Source organism: Labrenzia sp. C1B70 (genome assembly GCF_000475395.1).
In the GTDB taxonomy this organism is placed as follows: Bacteria; Pseudomonadota; Alphaproteobacteria; order Rhizobiales; family Stappiaceae; genus Roseibium; species Roseibium algicola.
Genome location: NZ_AXCE01000061.1, coordinates 98,490 through 123,403 on the forward strand (window position 1 = coordinate 98,490; position 24,914 = coordinate 123,403).

Genomic DNA, 24,914 nt, shown 5'->3' on the forward strand with positions numbered 1-24,914 from the left:
GAAGCGAAGATCCGGGATGACCACGGATAGCTTTATCTTGGCGGCAACGCTGTGTGCCTACATCCCCTCACTCTGCATCCTGTGCCTCAAATACCTCCCGGGCCGCGTTGAGGCCGTTGATCGCTGCCGGCAGGCCGCCGTAGACGGCCATCTGCCAGATCGCCTCGACGACTTCCTTCCGCTCCGCACCGGCGGCAAGCGTGTGTTCAATGTTGATTTTGAGTTGCGGAGCCGTCTGCCCGCCAAGCACGGTCAGGGCCGCGATGGTGCACAACTGGCGTGTTTTCAGGTCGAGGCCCTCCCGGGCATAGTGCCGGCCGTAAGCCCATTCGATCAGACTTTCGGAAAATCCGGGCAGAAGATCGTCGTAACGATCGCTGAGAATGGCTTCCAGATCGGGGTTAAGTTTCTGCGTCAGCGCGCGGCCGCGCTCCAGGGCGGTGCTCATGTTTCGGAGCTTCCTTGCTTGGCGGCGCGCCGTGTTCGGTCCGGGCGCAGCTTTCGAAGGCCGGATCAACGGTCTCACCCGCTTCCATCCTTCTGTAGCGATCAATCTTATCGTCCAGGACGTCCAGCATCTCGGTAAGCCGGGCAATATCGCCGGCAACCTTTCCCCTGTGCGCTTCCAGCAGCTTCCGGCGCTCCGTCAACGAAGCTTCGCCCTTTGTACGCAGGTCCGCGTAACGCAGCCGGTCCTTGATGCCCATACCGGTCGATTTCAGCCGGTCCAGGAAGTCGATCCACCTGAGGATCGTTGCATCGTAGACCCGCCGCCCACCACCGTCCCGCAAGGGACGCGGCAGAAGGCCGATCTTTTCGTAGTAGCGCAGGGTGTCGGTCGAAAGTCCCGATTTCTCGGCCAGGTCGCCAATCCGCATGTCAGTCTCCGAACGGAACGATTTCCCTCAGGTACCGGTTGGAGTGCACTCCAGGTCAAGCGTCTTTTTCAACTAAATCAAATCTGGCGACACGGAGCTGCATTGCTGACAGGGGTCAATCTCGGTCCGGTTCGGCCGTTTTCGAGGCATCCAGACCTGAAGACGGCAAGACCCACCTCGCGACGTCGTGAACTTGGGGTGAGCGTCAATCAATTGACTGATCGGTCAGTTGGAAATATCAATCCCGCATGACCACGACACGCGACATTCTCATCGACACCGCCACCGAGCTCTTTCTGGGACGCAACTTCGGTGCCGTCGGCACCACGGAACTCTGCAAGAGCGCCGGGGTGAACAAGGGAACGCTGTACCACTACTTCCCTTCGAAGTCGGATCTTCTGGCTGCAGCGATCGAGCGATATGCAACGTCTTTCGGACAAGCTTTCCGCGACATTGCCGACAGTGACGCAGCACCGGAAGAAAAGCTCCGCCAGCTCTTCGACGTTCCCGCCAGGGCAAACCGGGACTGGAAAGTCCGGCACGGCTTTGCACAAGGATGCCTTGTCGGAAACATGAGCCTGGAACTCGGGGCCGTGGATATCCCTGTACGCGAGGCCATCAAGCACGCACTGACGACGTGGAAAGCCCCGGTGCGCGATATCCTGCACCAGCTCATCGAGACCGGTTCACTCGCCAGGATCGATTGCGACAAGGGAGCAGATGTCGTCATCGGCCTCATTCAGGGTGGGCTTCTGCTGGCCAAGGCGCAGAACGACCCATCGCACATCACCCTTCTTGCCCCCGGCGCCCTCTCTCATCTGAACAGCCTTAAACCCTAACCGCCGCCAGTTGCGGCAAACACCGGACGTCCGAGCACGTTTAAACATCACTTGACTGGTCGGTCAGTTGACACACGAAAGGAAACGACAAATGCCAAACATGCTTCAAATCGAACCCAACCAGGCAACAGGAGCCACGAAGGAGGCGTTTGATGAGGCCAAGCGGCAATTCGGCGGCGTCATCAACCTCTTCAAGGTCACGGGCAATGCCCCCAATGTGCTGAAGGGCTTCCTTGCGCTCAATGCCGGCGTCAACGACGGCATAGAACTGACGGGCAAGGAGGTCGAACAGGTAGCCATGCTCGTTTCCGCACTCAATCGCTGCGATTATTGTGTCAACGTTCACATGAAAGTGGGCCAGATGCAGGGCGGCAGCGAAACCGAGATGCTGGCCGCAATGGAAGGCCGCGCGGAGGATGCGCGGACGCAGGCCCTGCTCGACTACGCAAATGAAGTCGTCCGCAACCGCGGCCAGGTGACCGCCCAGACGCTTGATGCAGTCCGGCAGGCCGGTTTTTCCGACAAGGCCCTTCTGGAAACCATCGGGATCATCGGGATCTACACCCTGATCCAATATGTGCGGCACGTGGCAGACCCGGAGCATGATTTCCCGCAGGTTACCCAATACGACGCACAGCAGATGGGCGCCTGAACAAACGGCCCGGTCGCGTCAGCCCGATGACGCGACCAAACCCGACCAATGAACAGCTGCCACTTCACGATTGCCCAAACTTGAACGGGAGGAAGACGATGATCGACGTTCACCGAAAAAAAGCCCTGCCGGTCCATCCAGACCTCGTGCAACAGCTTGCAGGTGGTTTTGACCAGATCGGTGCATGGCATCCGGCCGTTTCGGACTGCAAGACGAGCGAAACACCTTCCGGCACGGTGCGCCACCTGACACTGCCGGACGGCGCGATACTCCAGGAAGCTCGGACCGACGACGGAACGGTTCCCGGAACCTACAGCTACCGCATACTCTCTGCCCCCCTTCCCGTGCGTGACTACACTTCGACTTTCCGGATCCTTGCGACCGGCAACGGCTGCGAAGTGGAATGGTCGGGAAGGTTCGATGCTGAAGGCGCTTCAGAAGAGGAGGCACATTCCGTGGTTGCCGGCATTTATGAAACAGGGCTTCAGGCACTGGCGGTGATGGTTGCCGGACAGGCTAGCAAGACCCTACAACGCCGCAAGCCCTCCCCCTTGCCACAGGTGACCACGGTTCCGGAGATCCGTGCCGACGAAGCGCTGCGCGCTGTCTACGAAGACACCAAGGCCGTGCTGCAAGTGCCATGGATGGGCGTGGTGACGATGGCGTTTGCACAATATCCGAACTTCTACGCCGCCTTGTGGGGTGGACTGCGAGACCTTGCCGGAAGCAGGGAATTCGTTGCAGCCTGCGCGGAGCTGAGATCATGTGCAGAGCAGGAAGTTGCCGCCTTTTCGGTTCCGGAAATTACAAGGGATTTGCGCAAACGCGGGTATGCGGATCAGGAACTCGAGCGGATAAGAGACGAGATCGAGGTCTTCTCCCACGGCAACATGCCCTATCTCCTGATCGCGACAGCTGCCCGGCTTCTGATCGAGAACCATGACCTTCGCGAAAGCAGCACCATTTCACCCTACGACAGCGAACACGGGCCGCGGCGACTGGGGGCACCGGTGCTCATGGAAATGCACCACGTAGACAGCCAGACGCGCGACGTCTACGACGACATCATGCGCACGCTCGGCCTGCCGTTCGTGAACACCGATTATCGTGCCCTTGCCCGCTGGCCGAGCTACTTTCGCGTCGCGTGGAATGCACTACGTCCTCAGATCGAAACCACCGACTATGACAAGGCCTGCGAACGCGTTCACGACTGCGCGGTCAACCTTGCCCGGACGTTGCCCAACCCTGGCGGACTGACACCGGAAATCCTGCAAGCGGCGATTGCCCGGGACACCAACGCGCAGCCGGTTGGCGATGTGGTGCGGCTGTTTCAATGGTTGCTGCCGGGCCTGATCGTCAACGTCGAGGCCTTTCGCCAACAATTGATTTCGGAAAAGTCCAATTGAAAAAAGCGGCCGGCGGGACTTGCCCGGCCGGCCGTTGGAAAGGCCCCAAACTGGAGCGCTTTGAAGGTCGATCCGGCGAGGCGGTTTCCACCGCCTTCGCCTGAACGGCTGCAGGTGCCGTCTTGGTTCTGTTAAGCGAACCACCAGCGTTCGACGGCGCGGAAACCGTCCAGGGTCCAGTTGGCGGCAACCTTTTCCGGATGCTGGACCTTTTCGTTGTGCGCCATGACATAGCTGGCGAACATCGGAATAATCACACCACCGTCGGTGCGCACCAGGTTCTGCATTTCGCGGTACATATCGGCGCGCTTGGTTTCATCAAGCTCGGAACGTGCCGTCTTCAGCAACTGGTTGAAACGCTCGTTCTCCCAGTAGGTATCGTTCCAGGGAGCGCCTGACGCATAGGCCACGGAGAACATCCAGTCTTCCGTCGGACGTCCGCCCCAGTAGACCGCGCAGAACGGCTTTTTCATCCACACATCGGACCAGTAACCGTCATTCGGCTCGCGCGTCGGCTTGATGTTGATGCCGGCCTTGCTCGCGCTGTTTGAATAAAGCACGGCCGCATCGACGGCACCACCGAAGGCCGCATCAGCCGCTGAAAGGCTGACGTCAAGGGAATCGAGACCGGCCTGCTTCAGGTAGTATTTCGACTTGTCGGGATCGTAGGTGGTCTGTTCCAGGTCGTCCGCGAAGAAGCGGTTTGACGGGCTGATCGGATGATCGTTCCCAACCGCCCCGTAGCCGAACAGGATCTTGTCGACCAGTTCCTGGCGATCGACAGCATATTTCAGCGCCATACGTACATTGTTGTCGCTAAAGGGCGCCGTGCGCGTGTCCATCGCAAACGTGTAGTGCTGCGTGCCCGTGGTCGACAGGATCGTGACGTTCGGCGAACGCTTGAACAGACCGACGGTCTTCAGGTCCACCTGATCGATGACATCGACATTGCCGGTCAGGAGTGCTGACTGACGCGCTGCCGGGTCAACGATGGTCAGCAGCTTGACATCGTCGAAATGCGCCCGGTCGGTCTTCCAGTAGTTCTCGTTCCTGGTCAGCTCGGCAATGACACCCGGCTGGTAGTTGGTCACCTTGTAGGGACCGCAACCGTCGCTGCTGGTCGGATCGATCTTGCCGTCGGAGGATTTCATGATCGGCAAGTGATAGTCGCTGACCACGAACGGGAAGTCTGCATTGCCCGCTTCCAGCGTGAACACGACGCTGTCGCCGTCGACGCTGATATCCTTGATGGGATCAACGAAAGGCTTCGCCGCCGAGGTGCTGTTTTCGCCGCGGTGATAGTTGATCGAGGCCACCACGTCTTCCGGCTTGACCGTGCCGCCGCTGTGATACTCGATCCCCGGGCGGATCTTGAAGGTCCAGACCGTGGCATCGGGAGACGGCTCCCAGCTTTCCGCCACTTCGCCCACCAGGGTACCATCTGCGGTGATCTCGATGAGGTAGCCATGACGGGATGTGGCGAACACCTGCACGAAGACATTGTCCCAGGTGCCGGGGTCATAGTTTTCACTGGTGTTGCCTGCGGCGATGCCAACCCTGAACGTGCCGCCCTTCTTGGGTTGCGCGGCTGCCGGACCGATGGCGAACTGACCGGCAACAGCCGCTCCGCCGATCGCTGCCGCACCTTGCAGGATGCTGCGCCGGGAGACCCCGGACTGCAGGATGTGCTTGTTAAGATTTCCCATTTTCATGTCCCCTCTTTTTGATGTCCTCATTATGGAAATGACGCCGCGTGAACGTGTCCGCGCGAAAGAAATCTGCCCTGAACGTCCTTGATCCGGACAGAATTGCCAGCCACCAAGACGCCTGTTTTTCATACTATGCCGTTTTTGATTGATCGCTCAATTAAAAAAAAGCTAACACTTGCGGCAAGGTCCTCACTCGCGGCGGAGAAGCAGCATGGGAAAGCGCAAGAACATCCTGATCCTGATGGTCGACCAGTTAAACGGAACCTTGTTTCCGGACGGCCCGGCGGAGTTTCTGCACGCACCGAACCTGAAGAAACTTGCCGCCCGTTCGATTCGCTACGAGAACACCTACACCGCTTCGCCGCTCTGTGCGCCCGCACGCGCAAGCTTCATGTCCGGCCAACTGCCACGCCGTACGGGCGTCTACGACAATGCCGCCGAATTTGCCTCCGACATCCCGACCTATGCCCATCATCTGCGCCGCGCCGGTTACACCACGTGCCTGTCCGGCAAGATGCATTTCGTCGGTCCGGATCAGATGCACGGCTTTGAGGAACGACTGACCACCGACATCTACCCTGCCGATTTCGGCTGGACGCCCGACTACCGCAAGCCGGGCGAGCGTATCGACTGGTGGTACCACAACATGGGGTCAGTCACGGGCGCCGGCATTGCCGAGATTTCCAACCAGATGGAATATGACGACGATGTCGCCTTCCAGGCCGTGCGCAAGATCCACGACTACGGCCGCGGCAAATACGACCGCCCGTTCTGCCTGACGGTCAGCTTCACCCACCCGCACGACCCTTATGTCGCCCGCCAGAAGTACTGGGATCTCTACGAGGACTGCGAGCACCTGCTGCCGCAGGTTCCGGCGATGGACTACGACGACCACGACCCGCATGCAAAGCGCATCTTCGATGCCAACGACTGGCGCAACTTCAACATCACCGAAGAAGACATCCGCCGCTCGCGACAGGCCTATTTCGCCAACATCACCTATCTGGACGACAAGATCGGCGAAATCCTGCACGCGCTCGACGCGATGGACCTGACCGAGGACACCACTATCCTCTTCGTTTCAGATCATGGCGACATGCTGGGCGAGCGCGGCCTGTGGTTCAAGATGAACTTCTTCGAAGGCTCGGCCCGCGTGCCCCTGATGGTTGCCGACGCGGATCTCGCGCCGAAGCACATTTCCGATCCGGTCAGCACGCTCGACGTTCTGCCGACCGTCTGCGACCTCGCCGGCATCGACATGAGTGAGATCATGCCCTGGACCGACGGCACCAGCCTTGTGCCTCTGGCGAAAGGCGAGCCCCGCACCGCACCGGTGCTGATGGAATATGCCGCCGAAGCCTCCTACGCCCCGCTGGTCGGCATCCGGGAGGGCGACTGGAAATACATCCATTGCGAACTCGACCCGCCGCTGCTCTTCAACGTGACGGACGACCCGCACGAACTGACCAACCTCGCCGCCGACCCGGCACATGCCGCAACCGCCGTGCGTTTTGCCGAGATCGCCGGGAAACAATGGGACATGGCCGCTTTCGACGCCGAAGTGCGCCAGTCCCAGGCCCGCCGCTGGATCGTCTACGAAGCTCTGCGCAACGGCGCCTATTTCCCCTGGGACTACCAGCCCCTGCAAAAAGCCTCCGAACGCTACATGCGCAACCACATGGACCTGAACATCGTGGAAGAAAGCCAGAGGTATCCGCGAGGAGAGTAGAATCTGCTTTGTCCGATCCCCTCTGGACAACATCTGAATGTCGGATAGGTTGAATTTTCGATTGAACTCAACAACCTATCCGATTCATGGCCAACGCTGTTTTCTATTACAAGCCTGACAGTCCCTACGATGACATTCGGGGTGTACGACACCACTTTCCGAAGAGATATTTGGGCACGGTCAGGCAGGCCGTCGGGGATTGGATAGCTTATTACGGCCCCGTAGAAGGCTTACCCAATCGGTATTACACAGCGATTGCGAAAATCACCGATTTGGTTTCAGACGAAAATCTCGCGGGTCATTTTTATGCAGTATTGGACAAATGCATCGATTTTGACCGTCCTCTCAATTACTTGGAAGGAGGAGGTTACGAAACGGGTCTAATTGACTCAACCGGAAAACCGAATGGAGGAAGGGTTAGAAGCGCGATCCGTCCCCTTAGCAAAAGAGATTTCGCAACCATGATTGCGGCAGGTTTTTCTGACAAAGATGACTGGCCGGCTCGAACAGACGAACTTGAAGACAGAGATTCAGCCGATGGGTTTTCAGAGATCTCGCAAACCCCACTTACTGGAACGCCAGAAGTTCGAAGGATATTATCTTACATAAATAATAGACCCTTCAGAGAAACCAAATTCCGGCTCCATATTCGCAAGTTGTATGACCGCACGTGCTCTTTTACTGGCTTACGGCTTATCAATGGCAAGGGCCGACCGGAAGTGGAAGCCGCGCATATTATTCCCGTTGAACACGGCGGAAACGATTCAGTTCAAAACGGTATTGCCTTGTCAGGAACTGTCCATTGGATGTTTGACAGGGGACTTTTAAGCCTTTCAGATAACTACGATATTCTTGTATCCCGCCAACTAAACTATGACGTTTCTCATCTCCTCAATAAGAACTTGAAAGCAAGCGTTCCTTCAAACCAAGCAATGCGGCCACATCCCCATTATTTGGAATGGCATCGAACGAACTGCTTCAAAACCTGATTGCCCTCGCGAACCAGCTTTCCGAGTAAACCCTGCACAAGCTCAGATATGGCGCTGCTTTTCGACAGCAGCTCTTGCACTTGTTTCGTGAACACAGCGGAACCAGTAACCTTCTGTGCTTGTAATTTTCCAAATACCGGCCGCACGGCGGACTGTATCCCGGTTTGGCAACACCAAGACCGGATGCCATCCTGAGGGAAGCAAGCTGACAGCGATATTCCCGGTCGACAGGGAAAGATTCGTGCAGGAAACTGCTTTGAATTGCCTGTTTACGGAGGTCCCGATGCGATTGCCGGCCTGTCTTGCTGTGTTCTTGTGCGTGCTTTTCGCCCTTCCCGCCACCGCCCTTGCCCAGGCCTATAATGTCGAGGCCGGGCCGATCTGGAACAATGGCGATGCGCAGGCGAAGTGCCCGCGGGTCTGCAGCGGCCTGGGTGCAAACTGGAACGGGCAGTGGCACACCACCATTCAGGGGCAGATGTCGGTGTGTTCCTGCGAGAAGTCGAGCCCCGGGCGCAGCGTCGAGGCCGGGCCGATCTGGAACAACGCTGATGCGCAGGGCAAATGCCCCGGCATCTGCTTTGGCAACGGTCTCAGCTGGAGCGGCCAGTGGCGTACCACCGTGCAGGGACGCATGTCCGTTTGCGACTGCCGCTAGCCCGCCCGTGGGGTGGGCGGACGCGGCCGGGTGTTACTTCGTGCAGCCGTTGACATCGGCAGCGCAGTAGAACCCTTCCGAGGAATTGCCGCAGCAATAAAGGAAACCGGGCGAGTCGCAGTAATACTCCGATGAACCGCAACGGCCGGCAACCTGCATCAACGGACCCTTGTCCGTCGATGACCCCGGCAGCTCCACGGCGCCGGACAGACGCGGCGACATGTTGGGCATCGGCGGCACTTCAAGCCCGCCATCCAGGCTTGCAAGGACAACTTTCGCTGCTGTCAGATCCGGCTGATGGGTCAGGTCCAGCGGATCGGCCCCTGCCGGGGTAACCGCGTAAAACATGCCGGTCATCAGGGTGATTTCAACAATAGTTCTCAGTCTCATCTTTCGCCTCCTCCGCGCAAGATGCAGCTTGTCTGCTTGTGATCTGATGGAGCCGATTATAGCACGAGACTGAAACCCCGAATATTCAGCAAACTACGCAGCACGCAAAAGATTTACAAAGAGAAACAACAGCCTCACGTGGGCACATCACCCTTTGAAGGTGTATTTTCCGGCGCGTGTGCCTGTGCCTCTTACGCGCCCAAACGTGGCGAAAATCCCGCCGAAAAGGCGCTCTAAACCCTGCCGGAAACCTGGTCAGACAATATTTTTTGCACCCCTGATTTCGAACAAATTTCCGCCGCAATCCAAGCGCTGAATCCGCGTCAGCAGGGTCAAGCGCGTCCCGCGTAAGCCACTCACCAGGCAGTGCTTCTGGATTTCCCAAGGCATGAGATGGATAGAGAACCCAAGCCGTCATGACATTGGCAACAAGCCGTCATGGCCGCGAAACCACTGCACCTTCAAACATCTCTGTCCTTGAAAGGATATCTGCAATGGCCATTCGCGGCTTTGTCCTTGGTGCTGCCTTCCTTGCTGCCGGCCTGGTGCCCGCAGCTGCCGACAGCGTGACCGCTTCCGTAGAGACCTGGAACCCGGCAACTCGTACGCTTGTTCTGAGCGACAAGACACAGTTCCAGACAATTTCCAGCTCCGTCGCGGTGCCGGACACCCTGGCTGCGGGAAAGACTGTCACCATTCACTACAATGGCTCGGAAAACGGCGTCGACTCGATCCTCTCCATAGAGGTTCAGCCCTAAGCCAGCGTCATGCCACTGCGCCACGAAACTGCCTCGGCCTGACGGAGGCTGACGGTGCGCCGCCTTCATTTTCCAGGATCCGCGAAGCCCCCGAGACCGGATCCTGACGCCCCTTTTGCACAAGGAGACGTGAATGCCAAAATGGCTCATCGCGATTGCGACGGCGCCGTTGTTGCTGACTTTGCCCCCGCACGGCCTTCGGTCCGCGCTCGCAGATGAAATCGCAGGTACGATCCTGTCCATCGATCCCTTCGAAGGCCTGTTTTCCCTTGAAGACGGGTCCAGGTTTCTTCTGACCGACACGCTCAGTTCGCAAGATCTGATGATCGGATCGGAAGTCCTGATCACCTTCACGACAACAGTGTCCGGCGACCGCCTGGTGACCGCACTCCAGGTCGTGAACTGAACTGCTCGGCATCTCGCCCTGTCATTCTCACTATCCGGACAGGGCGAACGCCAGCCCGATACTGGCCAAGGCCCCATCAAACGGCCAATGTCCAACTTTTCCATCGGCCCGCACCACCTGCCCTTCGCGGGCCGATTTTTTTCTGATCTTCATCCACCGACCTCCGCCTGTCGGTGGACTTCCTGACAGCCTTATGTCAGGAGACTGACAGGAAGTGGCAAAAAGCGGAACAAACCCGCAACCACCCCCTTTCCTCACGCGCGCAACCGGACCATATTGCGGCCATGAGCAAGCGCCCGACCAAATCCTCCTCCGACGACACGACCTCTGCTGACGGCTTCGGCGAAGCGCCCCAGAAGTCACTTTCCGGAACGCCCCTGTCCGGATCGATCAGTGATTGGGCAGCGGAAATATCGCAGGAAGCAGACAAGCCGGAGCCCAGGAAGGCAGCCCCCCGGAGCGCTGGTGAGGGAAAAGAGGATCGGACCGACGGTGCAGCGTCACGGAAGTCAGGCCGCAAGGCCGGTGCCACCGTGAGTGCGAAAAAGGAAAAGCCGACCAAGTCGTCGCGCGGCACCTCCATCGGCAAGGCAGACAGCGCCCGCGAACGCGCGGCAGGCGGTCTTAACCCGGTGGCCGGTCTCGACATGTCTCTGGAAGAGGCCGAAAACCTCGAAAAGCAGCTCAAGCAGCACCAGAAAGACAACAAGAAGAAGAACAAGGAAAGCAAGTACGGCGAGCTGACCGGCAACCAGGGTGCCACCGCGACGGTGGAGGCGCTGTCCGCGCTGATCGAAAGCGGTAACCCCCTGCACAAGAACGGCGAGCTCTGGGTGCCGCATCGGCCCGAACGCCCGGAAAAGTCCGAAGGTGGCGTGCCGATCGTTCTGAAATCCGCCTATGAGCCCAAGGGCGACCAGCCGACCGCAATTGCCGACCTGGTGGAAGGCATGGAAAACGGCGACCAGACGCAGGTTCTGCTCGGTGTCACCGGCTCGGGCAAGACCTACACCATGGCGCAGGTGATTTCCCGCACCCAGCGTCCGGCGTTGATCCTGGCCCCCAACAAGACGCTGGCGGCCCAGCTCTACGGCGAATTCAAGTCGTTCTTCCCGGACAACGCGGTCGAGTATTTCGTTTCCTACTACGACTACTACCAGCCGGAAGCCTATGTGCCGCGCACGGACACCTATATCGAGAAGGAAAGCTCGATCAACGAGCAGATCGACCGGATGCGCCACTCCGCCACCCGCTCGCTGCTGGAGCGCGACGATGTCATTATCGTCGCCTCGGTGTCCTGTATCTACGGTATCGGCTCGGTCGAAACCTACACCGCCATGACCTTTGCCATCGAGGTTGGCGAGCGCATGGACCAGCGCCAGCTGATCGCCGATCTTGTGGCCCTTCAATACAAGCGCAACGATGCCGCTTTCCAGCGCGGCACCTTCCGGGTGCGCGGCGACACCATCGAGCTGTTCCCGGCCCACTACGAGGACACCGCCTGGCGCATTTCCATGTTCGGTGACGAGATCGAGTCGATCACCGAATTCGATCCGCTCACGGGACAGAAGTCGGGCGAACTGAAAAGCGTCAAGATCTACGCCAACTCGCACTACGTCACGCCCAAGCCGACGCTCAACCAGGCAATCAAGTCGATCAAGGACGAACTCAAGCACCGGCTGGAGGAGCTGAACCAGCACGGCCGCCTGCTGGAGGCGCAACGGCTGGAACAGCGCACCATGTTCGATCTGGAGATGCTGGAAGCCACCGGCTCCTGCGCCGGCATCGAGAACTATTCCCGCTATCTCACCGGCCGCAAGCCGGGCGAGCCGCCCCCCACCCTGTTCGAATATCTGCCGGACAACGCCATCGTCTTCGCCGACGAGAGCCACGTCACCATCCCGCAGATCGGTGCCATGTACCGGGGCGACTTCCGCCGCAAGGCAACGCTGGCCGAATACGGCTTCCGCCTGCCGTCGTGCATGGACAACCGTCCGCTGCGCTTCGAGGAATGGAACGCCATGCGGCCGCAGTCCATCGCGGTGTCGGCAACTCCCGGTTCCTGGGAAATGGACCAGTCCGGCGGTGTCTTTGCCGAGCAGGTCATCCGCCCGACCGGGCTGATCGATCCGCCGGTGGAAATCCGCCCGGCCACCAGCCAGGTCGATGACCTTCTGGGCGAAGTGCGCGAAGTGGCCCAGAAAGGCTACCGCACGCTGGTGACCACGCTTACCAAGCGCATGGCCGAGGATCTGACGGAATATCTGCATGAAAACGGCGTGCGCGTGCGCTACATGCACTCCGACATCGACACGCTGGAACGCATCGAGATCCTGCGCGACCTGCGCCTCGGCGCCTTCGACGTGCTGGTCGGCATCAACCTGCTGCGCGAAGGCCTCGACATTCCCGAGTGCGCGCTGGTTGCGATCCTGGATGCGGACAAGGAAGGTTTCCTGCGCTCCGAAACATCGCTGATCCAGACCATCGGCCGCGCGGCACGTAACGTCGACGGCAAGGTCATCCTCTACGCCGACAACATGACCGGTTCCATGGAACGGGCGATCGCCGAAACCAACCGGCGCCGCGAAAAGCAGCTCGCCTACAACGAGGAAAACGGCATCACCCCGGAAAGCGTCCGCCGCTCCATCGGCGACATTCTGGAAAGCGTCTACGAGCAGGACCACGTCACCATCGACGCCGGCTTCGCCGAGGAAGGCAACCTCGTCGGTCACAACCTCAAGGCCCATATCGAGGATCTGGAAAAGCAGATGCGCGATGCCGCCGCCGATCTCGACTTCGAGACGGCCGCCCGCCTGCGCGACGAGATCAAGCGCCTGCAGGCAACCGAGCTGGCCGTCGCCGACGACGCCATGGCCCGCCAGTCCGACGTCGACGGCAAGACCGGCGGCTACAAGGGCGACCGCAAGTTCGGCGCCGGCGGCACCAAGGAAGGCGCGAGCGGCAAAAAGAAACAGACCGCCCGCGACAAGGCCCAGGCCGCCAAGGACCGGAACGCCCTGCCCACCCCCAGCGCCAAGGTGCGCAAGAACACCCTCGACGAAATGACCGTCGGCCGCACGGAAGTCCCCCTCGGCTCGTCAGACCCGGTCAAACCGCTGGTTAGGGCAAAGATCGGTGCGGGGTCCTACGAAGACCCGGCAGAAGAGAAGCGCAACCGCGGACGACCGAAGAAAAGCGGGCGTCCGGGACGGTAAAGAGATCCCCCCGCTGGAGGGAATTTAAAGGCTCGACGGACCGGGATAACGAGGCTTGGATTGATCGCATCGCCCTGCTTTGTCGTCATCCCATGGCTTGACCATGGGATCCATGCCCTGACGGAGCCCAACACAGAAGCTTCGATTGTCGAACAGACACGGCATGGATTGCAGGGTCGAGCCCTGCAATGACGGTGGAAGCCTGAAGCTGCGAGGCGACCAAAGCCTTTCGTCAACTCCGTCATTCCGGACAAGCGCAGAGAAGCTGCGCGACGTTCCGGAACCCAGCGCATCAGCGCGAGCGGAGCTCGCACCTTAGTCCCCTCTCCATGGGAAATGAGCGCGCCTGTGGCGCAGATTATGTCTGGATCCCGGATCTGCGTTCGGCGTTGCCTCACTTGTCCGGGAGGACGGGTGGGTGGAGCTAGGGACAGGTGTCTTTGACGATAAGCTCGGCGGCGAGACCAGCCCTACGACGCTAACGCCTCCTGTTCGTGATGCCTTGGCGAACTGGCAAACCTCTCCTCCCCAACGTCATTCCGGACAAGTGCAGCGAAGCTGCGCGCCGATCCGGAACCCAGCGCATCAGCGCGAGCGCAGCTCGCTCCTCAGTCCCCTTCTCCATGGGAAATGAGCGCGCCTCTGGCGCTGATTATGTCTGGATCCCGGATCTGCGTTCGGCGTTGCCGCACTTGTCCGGGAGGACGGGTGGGTGGGGCTGTGGCTGGGGGAGTCCAGGAAATCCAAGGGGGCTGCGTGGCGCTTTACAAAAGCGCCGACGACGATAGGTCCAGCTCGTCAGACCTTGCGAAACCAGCAGACCTCTCCTCCCCACTGTCATTCCGGACAAGCGCAGCGAAGCTGCGCGACGATCCGGAACCCAGCGCATCAGTGCGAGCGCAGCTCGCTCCTCAGTCCTCTCTCCATGGGAAATGAGCGTGCCTCTGGCGCAGAATATGTCTGGATCCCGGATCGGCGTTCAGCGTTGCCGCACTTGTCCGGGACGACGGGTGGGTGGGGATGAGGCTGCGGGTATCCAGGAGATCCGAGGGGTCTGCGTGGCGCTTTACAAAAGCGCCGAGGACGATAGGTCCAGCCATTGCGGATTGCTGCGTTCGGTGATGTCGATCTTCCAGCTGCGCCGCCATTTCTTCAGCTGTTTTTCCCGAAGGATTGCCTCATCCATCCGTTCAAAAAGTTCTGCATGAACGAGCCTGGTAGCCCCGTAGGTCTTGGAGAAGCCGTCGATCAGGCCGTTCTGGTGTTCGTAGAGGCGGCGCGGCAGGTTGGAAGTCACGCCTATATAGAGCGTGCCGTTGCGGTTCGAGGCGAGAATGTAGACGGCAGCGGGCATGGTGCGACTATTCCGTGCATCGCCAAGCCTCACAAGAATTAAGGTCATGCCTTTGGCATGAAATATGTCTGGGTTCCGGATCGGCGCGTAGCTGCGCTACGCTTGTCCGGAATGACGGGTGGGTGTGGTCAGGGAGGGGTAACTCTGACGGTAAATCCGTTTTCAACGCTGCCCCCATCGCGCCCTAGGACTCGGACGCGTGAGAAGTGTGGCGAGCTTTTCCTCCCCACCGTCATTCCGGACAAGTGCAGCAAGGCTGCACGCTGATCCGGAATCCAGCGCGTCAGCGCGAGCGTAGCTCGCTCATCTTCTTACGAGATCTGAGCCGCTCAGATGCCCTTGAACAGCACGCCGGCGGCCAGCACGGCCCAGGAACCGATCAGCAGGTGGACGGTGGACACGCCGATGCTGGGGACGGCGACGCCCAGCATGGGGAGCACCGCGACAACAAAAAGGGCCAGAGAAATCAGGAAAACGATAATGGAAGGAGGTGTCAGTCGCATGAAGACCTTCGAAAATGGTTCTGTCGTATGTGCCGCTCGCCTACGGAGGGTCGGCCAGGCGGATCGTATCAATCCCGGACCACCCGGAGAATTCCGGCGCGGACCGATCTGTGCGGCCACATGAGCCGGGCCATCAGGAATTGTCAATGTCAGTTATGGCGAGGATGATGCCTTCCCACATCTGGCGAGACCTTCCTGTCCCGGGCCCGGTTCGTGGCAGGAAACGCGGCGCCAATAAACTTGGCGCCGCACCGTTTGCCTGTTACCTGCGCGCGCTCAAAAGCGGCGTGATGTTGCGGATCGTCACGCGGCGGTTGCGCTCTTCAGCGCCTTGCGTATCGACCTTCAGATAGTCCTCGCCATAGCCCTGAACGACCATGTTCTCTGGCGACACGCCATAAATGTCCGCCAGAATACGGGCGACGGTTTCAGCACGGCGGTCGGAAAGCGCGAGGTTGGAAACATCCGAGCCGACAGCATCCGTGTGGCCTTCGATCAACAGCACTGTCGTCGGGTCCTGATCGATCAGGGCCTGGGATGCGCGGGCGATGTCCTCAAGTTGCGGCACCTGGCTCTGGCGCACCACGGCACTGCCGGTGTCGAAGGTGATCGTGTCGAGATCCACCCGGCGCACCTTGTCGCGCAGGCGTTCGTTTTCACGAATATCGCGCAGAGAATAGGCCTGCTCCACCTGTTCCACCGGCGGCGCGGTGAAGGTCTGGTAGATCTCGTCATAGTTCGCCCGGCCCGCCGGCACGATGTAACGATCGCGCGGGATGCCGACTTCCAGCGGCGGCAGTTCGCGGTCGTAGTTACGGCGACGGTGGTTGTATTCGCGATTGTCGATCAGCACATACTCGCGGCCATCCGGCAGAAGGCGTGAGCGGTAAAGCACATAGCCGCCCTCGTCACGGATGGTGATGATCTTCACGCCGTTGGTGCGGGTGACTGTTTCGCGCGTGCGGCCGCCACGCAGGCGTTCGGCGTGGAACTCGTCATCGCCATAGCGCAGCAGGCTGCTTTCGTCCTTGCGCACGAAATATTCGCCGTCCCGCTCGACGATGACCCGGTCACCCTGATCCTCGACCACCTTGCCGCCAAGGGCCGGGATCAGCATGCCGACGCCGACACCAACAGCCGCGGCACCAAGCAGTTCCAGCCTGCGGTCGCGGGCTTCATCACGGCGGCGTTCTTCCTTCGCCTTGATTTCGGCGCGCTGCGCTTCCGTTGCGTCGTCCGAGACGACGGCCGCCGGTTCTTCCGCCGGTGCGGTCGCTTGGGCCGCGATCGGCTCACCCGGCTCCTCGGTCACGGTTTCATCTGCCGCGGTGGCTTCGACCGGGGCGAGAGCAGGTGCGATCTCTTCAGAAGTCTGCGGCTGTTCCGCTGTTTTCTGATCGGCACCAGCTTCATCGGTAGCGGTTTCTTCCGCAGCCGGCTCTGCTGGGGCGGTTTCCTCGGCACTCTTCTCGGTGCTCTCCTGCGCAGTGGGTTCCTCGGCCGCAGGCGCTTCAGTCGAAACGGCATCCGCCGGCTGCTCTTCCGCCTGAGGTTCCGTGCTCTCCGCGGCATCTGCCTGTCCGGCATCAGCCGGTTGCCCTTCCACCGGTTGTTCGGATGCCGGCTCGGCCGCGGTCTCTTCCGCAGGCGCCGCTTCTTCGACAGGCGCTTCCGGCTTTGCCTCCGGCGCGGTCGTTTCCTCAGCGGTCAGGGGCTTTTCCACCGGCGCGGTTTCTTCAACCGGCGCGGCGGGTTTTTCGGCAGGAGCTGCTTCTTCCACGGGGGCTGTCGGTTTCGCCTCAGGCTGCGCATCTTCCGTCGCAACGGGCTCAGTAGCGGCAGGCGCCGGCTCTTCCGCCTGGGTTTCCTGAGCAGCTTCGGGGGCAACATCTTCCACCGCACTTTCTTCAGCTGCCGGCTCGGCAGGGGCTTCTTCAGCCGGAGCTTCCGCGGCAGGAGTTTCCGTAGCAGGTGCTTGCGTAGCAGGTGCTTCTGCGGCGGGGGCTTCTTCGGCAGGCGCGTCAGTGGCTGGCGCTTCTTCCACAGGTGCGGCTTCCTGGTTCTTGCAGGCTTCCTGATCCGGATTAGCCGCGCAATCGACAGTCGTCTCCTGAGCACGTGGCAGGCCCGGCTGCAGCGGCAGGCCAATCGCCAGGACAAGCGCCATGGCCGTTGAATTTCGAAGCAATCTCGACGTCATTCTTTTCATCCTCTCGCCCCCCAACGAACTTTCCCGAACCGATCACGGCCTGGAACACTCGAAGGAAAACAAGTGACCGGAGCTTTTGTTCCAACGTCATTTTCGCGGATGCGGTTGTGCCCTTGCGTCACCTCGACTTTCCGAACATCCGTCTTTCGCCCGATTGACTTGCGGTCGCACAGGGTCATGGTGGGGTGGGGTCCGGCGACCAGCCGGCATTGTCAGAGGGGGCTGACATGACAAAACAAATACTTGCATTTTCATCGCTCGCGCTGGTCCTTGCCGGGCCGGCGGCAGCCGAATTCGCGAGAACCGAATTCGGCGACTGGTCGCTACGTTGCAACGAGAAGACCTACTGCATTGCCGAAACCGAAGGCACCGGTTCCAATGACGAAGCGTTCAGGCTTAAGGTGGAACGCAGCGCCAAGGCAGACGCGCAGGTTTTTGTAACCCTAAGGCCGAAAACGCCGCTCGAAACCGGCATGCGCGCTCGGATCGAAATCGAAGGTGACGAGGACAATGTCGGTTTCTTCGGCAAGGCTGCAAAGGTCTACACCGGCAATGAGATGACCTTCGGTGGTGACGCCGACCGGGACCTGATCGAAAACCTGCGCCTCGGCCAGGACGCTTCGATCCAGATCGAATTTGGCGGTAGCGCGGGCACGATCACCTACGAAGTCTCGCTCTCCGGCATCACCCATGCACTCCTGAAAATGGATGAAGTGCAGGGCCGCATCGGCCGGCAGGACGCCATCGTGGCCTGGGGAGGTTTGCCTTCTGCCAAAGCCACCGGCATTGCCGCAGCCGCCGCTTCATCCCCGTCACCGGCACAGCCTGCTCCCGCCCCATCTCCGGCACCAGCCGAAACGGTTGCCGAGGCACCCGTCGACGATCTGCCGCCACCGATCATGCCGTCTCAGGAGACCAGCAACAGCGGCGTCAACCGCGGCGAGATTGGTCAGGTCTATACGGTCAGCGAGCTTCCGGACGAGATCCAGATGATTGGCTACCGCACGCTGGGTTGTCAGCTTGCGGAAACGGTGCCAGCCTTCGGCGCGCAATACTACGCGGAAGGCGACGTGGAGACCTGGGTCGTTCCCTGTCAGATGGCCGACCTCAACGTGCCTTACTACATGGCGATGCATGTTCCCTTCGATCCGTCGCTGGACGAGTGGAAGGAGTTCGAGACACCCCCCGGCTTCAACCAGCCCAACCATGCCCTGGTCAACAACCTGTTCTACGACCCGGGCAGCGGCCAGGTGACGGGCACCACCTACCACTCGCCCAACTACGACTGCGGCACCTTCGAGCGCCACGAGGTTGAAGCGGAAAGCGGCAACTACACCCTGATGGAATATCTCGAAAAGACCGACTGCGACGGCATCACCGGCCCGCCCGAGGGCTGGCCCCTGAGCTGGACGATCGACGAGATGGGGGATTAGAGCTTTCGCCCCAAAACACCACCATCATTCCGGACAAGCGAGGTGCAAGCCGAGAGCCGATCTGGAATGGTGGTCTGATTGATGCTTTGGGCGGGCCTATTGCTTCTCCGGAAACAGCCCATGAAAGACTGCGCACTGGACCATCAGGACGCCGTTCATGGTCTGGGCATTCATGTCGACGACGATTTCCGCATAGGCCGAGTGCGATCCCATGATGGTTTCAAGCTGGAGCTTGCATTCTTCAATGTCGCCGTCTGTCTCGATCACCAGATCGGTTGTTTCCCCACTGCCGATGTCGAGCTTCAGGGACAGGACAAGCGGGTCTTCATCGACATGGTTTCCTTCAGCAACGGCCAGAATATCGCTGCCCGCAATCCTGTAGGTGTGAAACACCTGATAGGCACTGGCAGCGAGGCAGGAAAGGGAAAGCAGAGCAAGGCCCAACAGGAATGTCTTTTGGAAAATACGCATATCTGTCTCCGCGGAAACTTTTAGAAATCCCCGGCATTTCGGCGGATACGGCAAGTGACGTCAACTGCAATCAGCGAAGATTGAGACAACCCGGCCCGAATTTAACGGGGGACCGCCGGCAGAACGAAAAACAGGACGATGGCAATCGCGAAAGCCGCCAGCGCCAGAAAATAGAGCCGCGCGATGCGTCGGCGTCCGGGTTCAGCCTCGTCACCAAACCCGCCAGGCGTGAACATCCGTTTCCACATGCCAACGCCCTTCAGCGGCGAAAACGCAGCCTCCTCCAGAAGGTTGAGACGCTTGATGAACAGAAGAGCGCTCACATAGCCGGCAATCATCAGGAGAAATGCCAGCGTCATGAAGGTCATGAAGATCAGATAAGCGGGTGTCATGCCCTCTCTCCTTCCCACTTCGGAACGGCCCGCAAACAGTCTTTGCGGCATGTGCGGCCCGTTGCAACCCGCCACACTTGTTAACCATAGGTGCAAATCCGTTAAAATGCCGGGGATATCTGTCTTTTGAGGGTAACACTTCACACTGTATTCTGCGGTCAGCTTGCCCTGAGTCGTTGAAACCGCCAGCGCTTATGGGTTAATAAAGAGTTAAAGTTTTGCGTATCTTTCGCCGGGCGGCGCCGGCGGGAAAGTCAGGAGACAGGAATGGGCATTTTCTCGAAATCCTCGCGCCCCGGCGGTGACCAGGAGCAGCGGGTCGAGACCGTGAAAGAGGCAAGCGAAATTCAGGAAACCGCGCAGGCTCCTGAAAAGAGCAATATCGAGCATCTTTCCCCGTTCGCCCTGAAAATGCAGGAAAAGATGAACCATCTGGACGGGCTCAAGTCCCGCATCGGCGGTCTGAACCAGACCTTCGAACAGATGGCTGCGTTTGCTGCGGAAAGCCAGACGTCGATCCGCCTGATGGCCGAATACCTTGAAGGCTCCCGGACGACCGTGGAAACCGAGGTCCGGCTGAAATCCGAAAACGCCAAGATCTCCACCGACCTGCTTGACGCCGAACACAAGGTCCGGACGCTCACCACCCAGCTGGAAGATGCCCAGGCCGAAGTCCATTCCCTGCGCAAGCGTGCAACCGAGACCCGCACGGCGCTGGAAACCGCCCGTAACGACATCGTCTCCATTCGCGACAACAACAAGAAAGTCAACGAGGAATACCGGCTGCAGAGCGCCAAGCTCGTGGAAGCCAATTCCCAGGTGTCTGATCTCTCCGGCAAGCTCAACGACCTCAAGGCCAAGTTCGAGACGCTGGAAAAACATGCCGAGAGCCTCGGTTCGGATCTGGAAGCGGTTCGTCACCGCGAAAAGGAACTGCAGCAGAACCTGTCCGAAAGCGCCAAGCTGCTGGAAGACGAAATCCGCAAGAACAACCAGGTCACAAGCGAGCTGGAAGCGGTCAAGCGAGAAGTCGGCGAATTCCGCAACGACAACATCGACCTCAAGTCTCATCTGGATGTTGCAAATCAGGAACTGGCCTACGCGAAAAGCCGGCTTGAGGAAGAACAGCGCAAGCACGACAACGAGGTCTATGCGCTGAACGCGGAAATCGAAAACCTCTCGTCCCAGCGCCGCATCGGCGCCCAGTCTCTGCAGGAGATGGCGCGCGAGAACTCCACGCTGAAGGAACGCAGCCGCGATCTTCTCAAGCGCATGCAGGAAATCGAACATCTGCTCGACAGTGCGCAGAAGAACCACGAAAAAGACCGCAACGAGCTAATGGCGACCACCGCCAAGCTGCGTGAGCTGAACCTGCGCTACAACTCGGCCCTGACGGACCTGAACCACCAGCGCAACCAGAACCAGAAATACGCCGACAATCTGGAAGACCTGATCGAAGAGAACAAGCGTCTGCAGCGTTACAAGATCCAGGTCGACACTGCCAACGAGCAGATCGTCCAGCTGAAGTCGGTCATCGTGAACTATCAGATGGCAATGGAAGGACGCGGTCCTGCCGAAGAACTCGGACTGACCGAAGGCTACGATCCGGCTGCCGAGCTTGGCATTACCGAGCCGCTTTCGAACGAATTCGAGCCGATCGACATTGACGGCGACGGATCCGACGACGACGGTCCGGACGACAACACCCCGAACGGCGGCGACGACAAGATCGTCAAGCTGCGCGACTGACGCAGCCCTCTGTCCGGCATTTGTCAACCGGCCACAGATAACACGAGCAGATCAGGCCCCGGCTATCCAAGTCCGGGGCCTCGTTTTTCAAAGACCGTTTTCCTGCCGCGTTTCCGGCAGAATGTCCGGGCGCACCGGGCGTATTTCAGCGACATCCCCGTACAATGACGATTTGATGAGCAAGGTATTCGCCGCCATTTTGTTGATCCTGCTGTCGCCGGTTCTGGCCGGCATCGCCGTTCTCGTCTGGCTTGGTGACCGGAAGGCGCCGTTTTTCATCGCCCGGCGAACCGGCCTGGGCGGTGGTACCTTTGCGATGGTGAAATTCCGGACCATGCGCCCCGGCACGAGCGACGCAAGCGCGATCACCGAAGTGCGGGACAACCGTATCACCCCCATCGGCAGCTTCCTGCGGAACACCAAGCTCGACGAACTGCCGCAGCTGTTCAACATCCTGCGGGGGGACATGGCGTTCTTTGGGCCGAGGCCGGAAGACCCTGGCATTGTCGCCCGTTACTATGACGATGAGATGCGAAGATCGCTGTTGTTCCTGCCTGGCCTGATCAGCCCGGGCACCCTGTGGGCCCTGACCAATTTGAACCGGATCGAAGGCGCGAACGACGCCGAAGATGTCTATGCACGCGAAATCCTGCCCGAACGGCTCGCGCGCGATACCGCTTATTTCGAACAGGCCGGTTTCATGTCCCATACGCAGCTTGCAATGAAGACCCTGGCCACTCTGCTGCACCGGGCGGTTTCGGCTGAAAATCGGGAGTAACTGATCGCTTCAGCCAAGTTCAACTTTGAGGAACTCGCAGATCCGGGCTGCATCACCCGTGCTCAGGTCCATGTGCACCGGTAGACGCACCAGCCGGCCCCACGTGTTTTCCGCTCCAACGCAGCTTCCCGCCAGAATCCGCCCGGCAAAGCTGGAGAGATGCAGCGGCTTGTAGTGTGACTGCATACCAAGCCCCATTCGGGCAGCCCCCTGCAATATCCGGTATGTCGTTTCCCGGTCGCTTGCGAGGAAGGCAAAGGAATAGCCATTCGCCTTTGTACCCTTGCCTGGCCGCAGGATCTCGATCGGCAGATCCCGCAGAGACTTTTCGTAGTACGCCCAGATCGCGCGGCTTTTCAGGAGGATCTCTCTTGAATGCACCAGCTGGCTGTAAAGCAAGGCAGCATTCAGGTCGGGCATTTCGAAGCTCGAAGAAACCGAGGTCCATTCATAGTGGTTGACTTCGCCCCTTGCGAAGGCGGGAAAGTTCGTGCCTCGCGCCAACAGCTCTTCAACACGCTCGCGCAGGTGGGAATTGTCGCTGTTCAACACCAGAGCGCCGCCGTGCCCGGCGCTGATGATCTTGGTTTCATGGAAGGAATAGGCGGCAAACAGACCGCACGTCCCAACGGCCCGGCCATCCTGCTTCGCGCCGAATGCCTGGGCCGCATCTTCCAGAATGACGACCCCGTGCCGATCGCACAGATCCTTGATTGCCGCCATTGGAGCTGCCGCGCCGCCATAATGCACAACGACGACAGCTCTGGTCCGGCTTGTCAGCCGTGCCTCCAGTGTTTCCGGCGTTACCATCATCGTTGCCGGATCAATGTCGGCCAGCACGATCCGCGCTCCCTTGCGGGCAAAGGCCGTCGCGGTTGCGCAGAAGGTGAACGAAGGAACGATGACCTCGTCTTCCGGCCCCAGATCCAGCGCAAGGGCCGAAATTTCAAGTGCGGACGTGCAGGAATTGGTCAGGAACACACGGTCATGGCCAACATGCTGGCTCACCAGCGCCTTCGCCTTCCGGCTATAACTCCCGCCGGAGCGCAGATGTTTGCTGCTGAGCGCCGATGCCACCGCATCGTAAGTTGCGGGTGGAATATGCGGCGCATGAAAGCGGATCGGCGGAAGCGCAGCTTCTGTCGGCAGGCTCAGCATCAGAACCTTTCTTCGTCGGCAAAGCGACGGACACGGGCCCGCATTTCGCGGTAGATCGCGCGCAGCTCCTGATCGACTGAACTCTTCTGTCGGTACCCGAGAGACCGCAGGCGGCTGTCGTCGATCCGGTAAGCCGCATCGTTGGTTACACGATCCCGAATGAAATGAAGACCGGTGGAGACGCCGGTTATTTCGCAAACCCGCCGCGCCACCTCAAGTACAGACAAGTCCTCTTCCCCGGAAACGTTGAAGATCTCGAGCGCCTGTTCGTCCTGTGTGTTGAGCACCAGACCGATGGCGGCAGCGAGATCGCTGACGGGCAGAAAACTGCGTTCCTGGGCCCCCGTGCCTTCAATCGTCAGCTTCTGGCCCTTCAATGCCTGCATGACGAAACGCGGAAACAGCTTTTCCGGGTTCTGTCCAGTGCCAACAGCATTGGTCGGTCGCAGGATCGTTGACCTGAGCCCATTTTGCGCAGCCATCATGACGGCTTCCTCAGCCATGGCCTTGGATGTCGCATAGGGTGTCGTCGGCCGCATCGGAGCGGTTTCGCGAACCTCCTCCATTGCAGGACCATAGACTTCGTCCGTGCTGACATGAATGAAATGCTTCACGCCGGCGTCCTGCGCCCCCTTCAGAAGGGTTTCAGTGCCGGTCACATTGACGTCAAAGAAGAGTTCCGGGTCGGCGAACGACCGCGGCACATGGGTTTCTGCCGCCAGATGGATCACGGCGTCGCATTCATACAGCGCAGCCGCTACATCGATCGGCGAGCGGATATCTCCGCGAATGACGGGAAGATCTCCCGCTTCACCGATGGGAGCCAGGCGGCGAAAATCAGCCGCGTAGGAGACCCGGTCCAGGATCACCGTCTCGGCGACATTCGCCATCCTTGCAACACGCTTGAAAACCTTGGACCCGATAAAACCCAGGCCACCGGTTACAACGATCTTGCGAAAGGAAATGTTCTGTTTCGGAGCAACTGTCTTTGCACAATGTTCCATATTGGCACAAATCCTGATATATGCAGCGTTTGATTGCATATTCAGCAGATTTCGTGCCAGTCACCTCCGGCATGAGGGTGTGCGAGGGTGAAACGCAGTCTGAGCAGCACAGCGTCCCGGGCCGGCATTTGACGAGAACAAGTTGCCCCCCGGCAGTCTCCCCCAAGACAAATAGCTCTTTTTTGTCAGTTACCTGACACAAGAAGATCGTCTCTGCCGTCAGAGCGCGCGCGG

Annotated in this window: 23 protein-coding genes; 12 read left to right on the plus strand and 11 right to left on the minus strand. The window is 59.7% G+C overall.

Features of this window, described 5'->3' with window-relative positions:
• Window positions 1-67: 67 nt before the first annotated feature.
• Entirely contained in the window at window positions 68-448 is a 381-nt protein-coding gene (locus Q666_RS60115) for a carboxymuconolactone decarboxylase family protein (RefSeq protein ID WP_022997985.1), read from the minus strand.
• A complete protein-coding gene (locus Q666_RS60120) occupies window positions 402-878 on the minus strand; it encodes a MerR family transcriptional regulator (RefSeq protein ID WP_006937472.1) in 477 nt (158 codons plus the stop codon). The genes Q666_RS60115 and Q666_RS60120 overlap by 47 nt, the downstream gene beginning before the upstream one ends.
• A gap of 248 nt (window positions 879-1,126) precedes the next feature.
• On the opposite strand from Q666_RS60120, the gene Q666_RS60125 reads away from it, so the two are divergent.
• The 3 genes from Q666_RS60125 to Q666_RS65240 all read left to right on the plus strand — a co-directional run bounded on the left by Q666_RS60125 (window position 1,127) and on the right by Q666_RS65240 (window position 3,775).
• Window positions 1,127-1,717, plus strand: coding sequence for a TetR/AcrR family transcriptional regulator (locus Q666_RS60125; protein WP_022997987.1), 591 nt, complete (start codon window positions 1,127-1,129; stop codon window positions 1,715-1,717).
• Between the two features lie 91 nt (window positions 1,718-1,808).
• Complete coding sequence (locus tag Q666_RS60130) at window positions 1,809-2,369, plus strand: carboxymuconolactone decarboxylase family protein (RefSeq protein WP_022997989.1); 561 nt, start codon at window positions 1,809-1,811, stop codon at window positions 2,367-2,369.
• Window positions 2,370-2,467: 98 nt separating this feature from the next.
• A complete protein-coding gene (locus tag Q666_RS65240) occupies window positions 2,468-3,775 on the plus strand; it encodes an SRPBCC family protein (protein ID WP_022997990.1) in 1,308 nt (435 codons plus the stop codon).
• A gap of 131 nt (window positions 3,776-3,906) precedes the next feature.
• Here the strand turns inward: Q666_RS65240 and Q666_RS60135 are convergent, their stop codons facing one another.
• Window positions 3,907-5,481 carry an ABC transporter substrate-binding protein gene (locus Q666_RS60135; RefSeq protein WP_035909848.1) on the minus strand — a complete coding sequence of 525 codons (1,575 nt, stop codon included), beginning with the start codon at window positions 5,479-5,481 and terminating at the stop codon, window positions 3,907-3,909.
• A 214-nt stretch (window positions 5,482-5,695) separates the two neighbouring features.
• On the opposite strand from Q666_RS60135, the gene betC reads away from it, so the two are divergent.
• From betC to Q666_RS65245, 3 genes are all read left to right on the plus strand, one after another.
• A complete protein-coding gene (gene betC / locus Q666_RS60140; RefSeq protein WP_022997992.1) occupies window positions 5,696-7,213 on the plus strand; it encodes a choline-sulfatase in 1,518 nt (505 codons plus the stop codon).
• A gap of 170 nt (window positions 7,214-7,383) precedes the next feature.
• Entirely contained in the window at window positions 7,384-8,202 is an 819-nt protein-coding gene (locus Q666_RS65765; RefSeq protein WP_286133732.1) for an HNH endonuclease, read from the plus strand.
• A gap of 241 nt (window positions 8,203-8,443) precedes the next feature.
• Window positions 8,444-8,860, plus strand: a complete 417-nt coding sequence (locus Q666_RS65245) for a mannan-binding lectin (RefSeq protein ID WP_200863726.1) — start codon at window positions 8,444-8,446, stop codon at window positions 8,858-8,860.
• A gap of 33 nt (window positions 8,861-8,893) precedes the next feature.
• On the opposite strand, the gene Q666_RS60145 is transcribed toward Q666_RS65245, so the two are convergent.
• Window positions 8,894-9,250: a hypothetical protein gene (locus Q666_RS60145; RefSeq protein ID WP_022997994.1), complete on the minus strand. Its 357-nt coding sequence runs from the start codon at window positions 9,248-9,250 to the stop codon at window positions 8,894-8,896.
• A 494-nt stretch (window positions 9,251-9,744) separates the two neighbouring features.
• Between Q666_RS60145 and Q666_RS60150 the strand changes: the two genes are divergently transcribed.
• The 3 genes from Q666_RS60150 (at window position 9,745) to uvrB (ending at window position 13,629) form a co-directional block, all read left to right on the plus strand.
• Window positions 9,745-10,008 carry a hypothetical protein gene (locus Q666_RS60150; protein ID WP_022997995.1) on the plus strand — a complete coding sequence of 88 codons (264 nt, stop codon included), beginning with the start codon at window positions 9,745-9,747 and terminating at the stop codon, window positions 10,006-10,008.
• Between the two features lie 133 nt (window positions 10,009-10,141).
• Entirely contained in the window at window positions 10,142-10,414 is a 273-nt protein-coding gene (locus Q666_RS60155) for a DUF1344 domain-containing protein (protein WP_022997996.1), read from the plus strand.
• Window positions 10,415-10,698: 284 nt separating this feature from the next.
• Window positions 10,699-13,629 carry an excinuclease ABC subunit UvrB gene (gene uvrB / locus Q666_RS60160; protein ID WP_022997997.1) on the plus strand — a complete coding sequence of 977 codons (2,931 nt, stop codon included), beginning with the start codon at window positions 10,699-10,701 and terminating at the stop codon, window positions 13,627-13,629.
• Between the two features lie 1,066 nt (window positions 13,630-14,695).
• On the opposite strand, the gene Q666_RS60165 is transcribed toward uvrB, so the two are convergent.
• The 3 genes from Q666_RS60165 to Q666_RS60170 all read right to left on the minus strand — a co-directional run bounded on the left by Q666_RS60165 (window position 14,696) and on the right by Q666_RS60170 (window position 17,686).
• Window positions 14,696-14,983, minus strand: a complete 288-nt coding sequence (locus tag Q666_RS60165) for a GIY-YIG nuclease family protein (protein ID WP_022997998.1) — start codon at window positions 14,981-14,983, stop codon at window positions 14,696-14,698.
• A 329-nt stretch (window positions 14,984-15,312) separates the two neighbouring features.
• Window positions 15,313-15,486: a hypothetical protein gene (locus Q666_RS66325; RefSeq protein WP_022997999.1), complete on the minus strand. Its 174-nt coding sequence runs from the start codon at window positions 15,484-15,486 to the stop codon at window positions 15,313-15,315.
• Window positions 15,487-15,748: 262 nt separating this feature from the next.
• Window positions 15,749-17,686 (minus strand): OmpA family protein, encoded by a 1,938-nt coding sequence (locus tag Q666_RS60170; protein ID WP_152533453.1) that lies wholly within the window; start codon window positions 17,684-17,686, stop codon window positions 15,749-15,751.
• 236 nt (window positions 17,687-17,922) lie between these two features.
• Here Q666_RS60170 and Q666_RS60175 point away from each other — a divergent pair, with 236 nt between their 5' ends.
• Window positions 17,923-19,128: a DUF1176 domain-containing protein gene (locus tag Q666_RS60175; protein WP_022998002.1), complete on the plus strand. Its 1,206-nt coding sequence runs from the start codon at window positions 17,923-17,925 to the stop codon at window positions 19,126-19,128.
• Between the two features lie 96 nt (window positions 19,129-19,224).
• Here the strand turns inward: Q666_RS60175 and Q666_RS60180 are convergent, their stop codons facing one another.
• Together Q666_RS60180 and Q666_RS60185 are read right to left on the minus strand one after the other, a co-directional pair.
• Window positions 19,225-19,599, minus strand: a complete 375-nt coding sequence (locus Q666_RS60180; RefSeq protein WP_022998003.1) for a hypothetical protein — start codon at window positions 19,597-19,599, stop codon at window positions 19,225-19,227.
• Between the two features lie 101 nt (window positions 19,600-19,700).
• Entirely contained in the window at window positions 19,701-19,991 is a 291-nt protein-coding gene (locus Q666_RS60185) for a hypothetical protein (RefSeq protein WP_022998004.1), read from the minus strand.
• 267 nt (window positions 19,992-20,258) lie between these two features.
• Between Q666_RS60185 and Q666_RS60190 the strand changes: the two genes are divergently transcribed.
• Together Q666_RS60190 and Q666_RS60195 are read left to right on the plus strand one after the other, a co-directional pair.
• A complete protein-coding gene (locus Q666_RS60190) occupies window positions 20,259-21,740 on the plus strand; it encodes a hypothetical protein (RefSeq protein ID WP_022998005.1) in 1,482 nt (493 codons plus the stop codon).
• 175 nt (window positions 21,741-21,915) lie between these two features.
• Window positions 21,916-22,518, plus strand: coding sequence for a sugar transferase (locus Q666_RS60195; RefSeq protein WP_022998006.1), 603 nt, complete (start codon window positions 21,916-21,918; stop codon window positions 22,516-22,518).
• 9 nt (window positions 22,519-22,527) lie between these two features.
• On the opposite strand, the gene Q666_RS60200 is transcribed toward Q666_RS60195, so the two are convergent.
• Both Q666_RS60200 and Q666_RS60205 read right to left on the minus strand, forming a co-directional pair.
• Window positions 22,528-23,676, minus strand: coding sequence for an aminotransferase class V-fold PLP-dependent enzyme (locus tag Q666_RS60200; protein WP_022998007.1), 1,149 nt, complete (start codon window positions 23,674-23,676; stop codon window positions 22,528-22,530).
• Window positions 23,676-24,680: an NAD-dependent epimerase/dehydratase family protein gene (locus tag Q666_RS60205; RefSeq protein ID WP_022998008.1), complete on the minus strand. Its 1,005-nt coding sequence runs from the start codon at window positions 24,678-24,680 to the stop codon at window positions 23,676-23,678. Before Q666_RS60205 ends, Q666_RS60200 begins: the two co-directional genes overlap by 1 nt.
• Window positions 24,681-24,914: the final 234 nt, after the last annotated feature.

What these genes read in the sequence shown, in the direction of transcription:
- uvrB (WP_022997997.1), top strand. Translation starts at nt 10,699, where the DNA reads ATGAGCAAGCGCCCGACCAAATCCTCCTCCGACGACACGACCTCTGCT.
- Q666_RS60180 (WP_022998003.1), bottom strand. Translation starts at nt 19,599, where the DNA reads ATGCGTATTTTCCAAAAGACATTCCTGTTGGGCCTTGCTCTGCTTTCC.
- Q666_RS65240 (WP_022997990.1), top strand. Translation starts at nt 2,468, where the DNA reads ATGATCGACGTTCACCGAAAAAAAGCCCTGCCGGTCCATCCAGACCTC.
- Q666_RS60125 (WP_022997987.1), top strand. Translation starts at nt 1,127, where the DNA reads ATGACCACGACACGCGACATTCTCATCGACACCGCCACCGAGCTCTTT.
- Q666_RS60170 (WP_152533453.1), bottom strand. Translation starts at nt 17,686, where the DNA reads ATGACGTCGAGATTGCTTCGAAATTCAACGGCCATGGCGCTTGTCCTG.
- Q666_RS60175 (WP_022998002.1), top strand. Translation starts at nt 17,923, where the DNA reads ATGACAAAACAAATACTTGCATTTTCATCGCTCGCGCTGGTCCTTGCC.
- Q666_RS60135 (WP_035909848.1), bottom strand. Translation starts at nt 5,481, where the DNA reads ATGGGAAATCTTAACAAGCACATCCTGCAGTCCGGGGTCTCCCGGCGC.
- Q666_RS60185 (WP_022998004.1), bottom strand. Translation starts at nt 19,991, where the DNA reads ATGACACCCGCTTATCTGATCTTCATGACCTTCATGACGCTGGCATTT.
- Q666_RS60165 (WP_022997998.1), bottom strand. Translation starts at nt 14,983, where the DNA reads ATGCCCGCTGCCGTCTACATTCTCGCCTCGAACCGCAACGGCACGCTC.
- betC (WP_022997992.1), top strand. Translation starts at nt 5,696, where the DNA reads ATGGGAAAGCGCAAGAACATCCTGATCCTGATGGTCGACCAGTTAAAC.
- Q666_RS60145 (WP_022997994.1), bottom strand. Translation starts at nt 9,250, where the DNA reads ATGAGACTGAGAACTATTGTTGAAATCACCCTGATGACCGGCATGTTT.
- Q666_RS66325 (WP_022997999.1), bottom strand. Translation starts at nt 15,486, where the DNA reads ATGCGACTGACACCTCCTTCCATTATCGTTTTCCTGATTTCTCTGGCC.
- Q666_RS60155 (WP_022997996.1), top strand. Translation starts at nt 10,142, where the DNA reads ATGCCAAAATGGCTCATCGCGATTGCGACGGCGCCGTTGTTGCTGACT.
- Q666_RS60200 (WP_022998007.1), bottom strand. Translation starts at nt 23,676, where the DNA reads ATGCTGAGCCTGCCGACAGAAGCTGCGCTTCCGCCGATCCGCTTTCAT.
- Q666_RS60130 (WP_022997989.1), top strand. Translation starts at nt 1,809, where the DNA reads ATGCCAAACATGCTTCAAATCGAACCCAACCAGGCAACAGGAGCCACG.
- Q666_RS60195 (WP_022998006.1), top strand. Translation starts at nt 21,916, where the DNA reads ATGAGCAAGGTATTCGCCGCCATTTTGTTGATCCTGCTGTCGCCGGTT.
- Q666_RS60190 (WP_022998005.1), top strand. Translation starts at nt 20,259, where the DNA reads ATGGGCATTTTCTCGAAATCCTCGCGCCCCGGCGGTGACCAGGAGCAG.
- Q666_RS60205 (WP_022998008.1), bottom strand. Translation starts at nt 24,680, where the DNA reads ATGGAACATTGTGCAAAGACAGTTGCTCCGAAACAGAACATTTCCTTT.
- Q666_RS60120 (WP_006937472.1), bottom strand. Translation starts at nt 878, where the DNA reads ATGCGGATTGGCGACCTGGCCGAGAAATCGGGACTTTCGACCGACACC.
- Q666_RS60115 (WP_022997985.1), bottom strand. Translation starts at nt 448, where the DNA reads ATGAGCACCGCCCTGGAGCGCGGCCGCGCGCTGACGCAGAAACTTAAC.
- Q666_RS60150 (WP_022997995.1), top strand. Translation starts at nt 9,745, where the DNA reads ATGGCCATTCGCGGCTTTGTCCTTGGTGCTGCCTTCCTTGCTGCCGGC.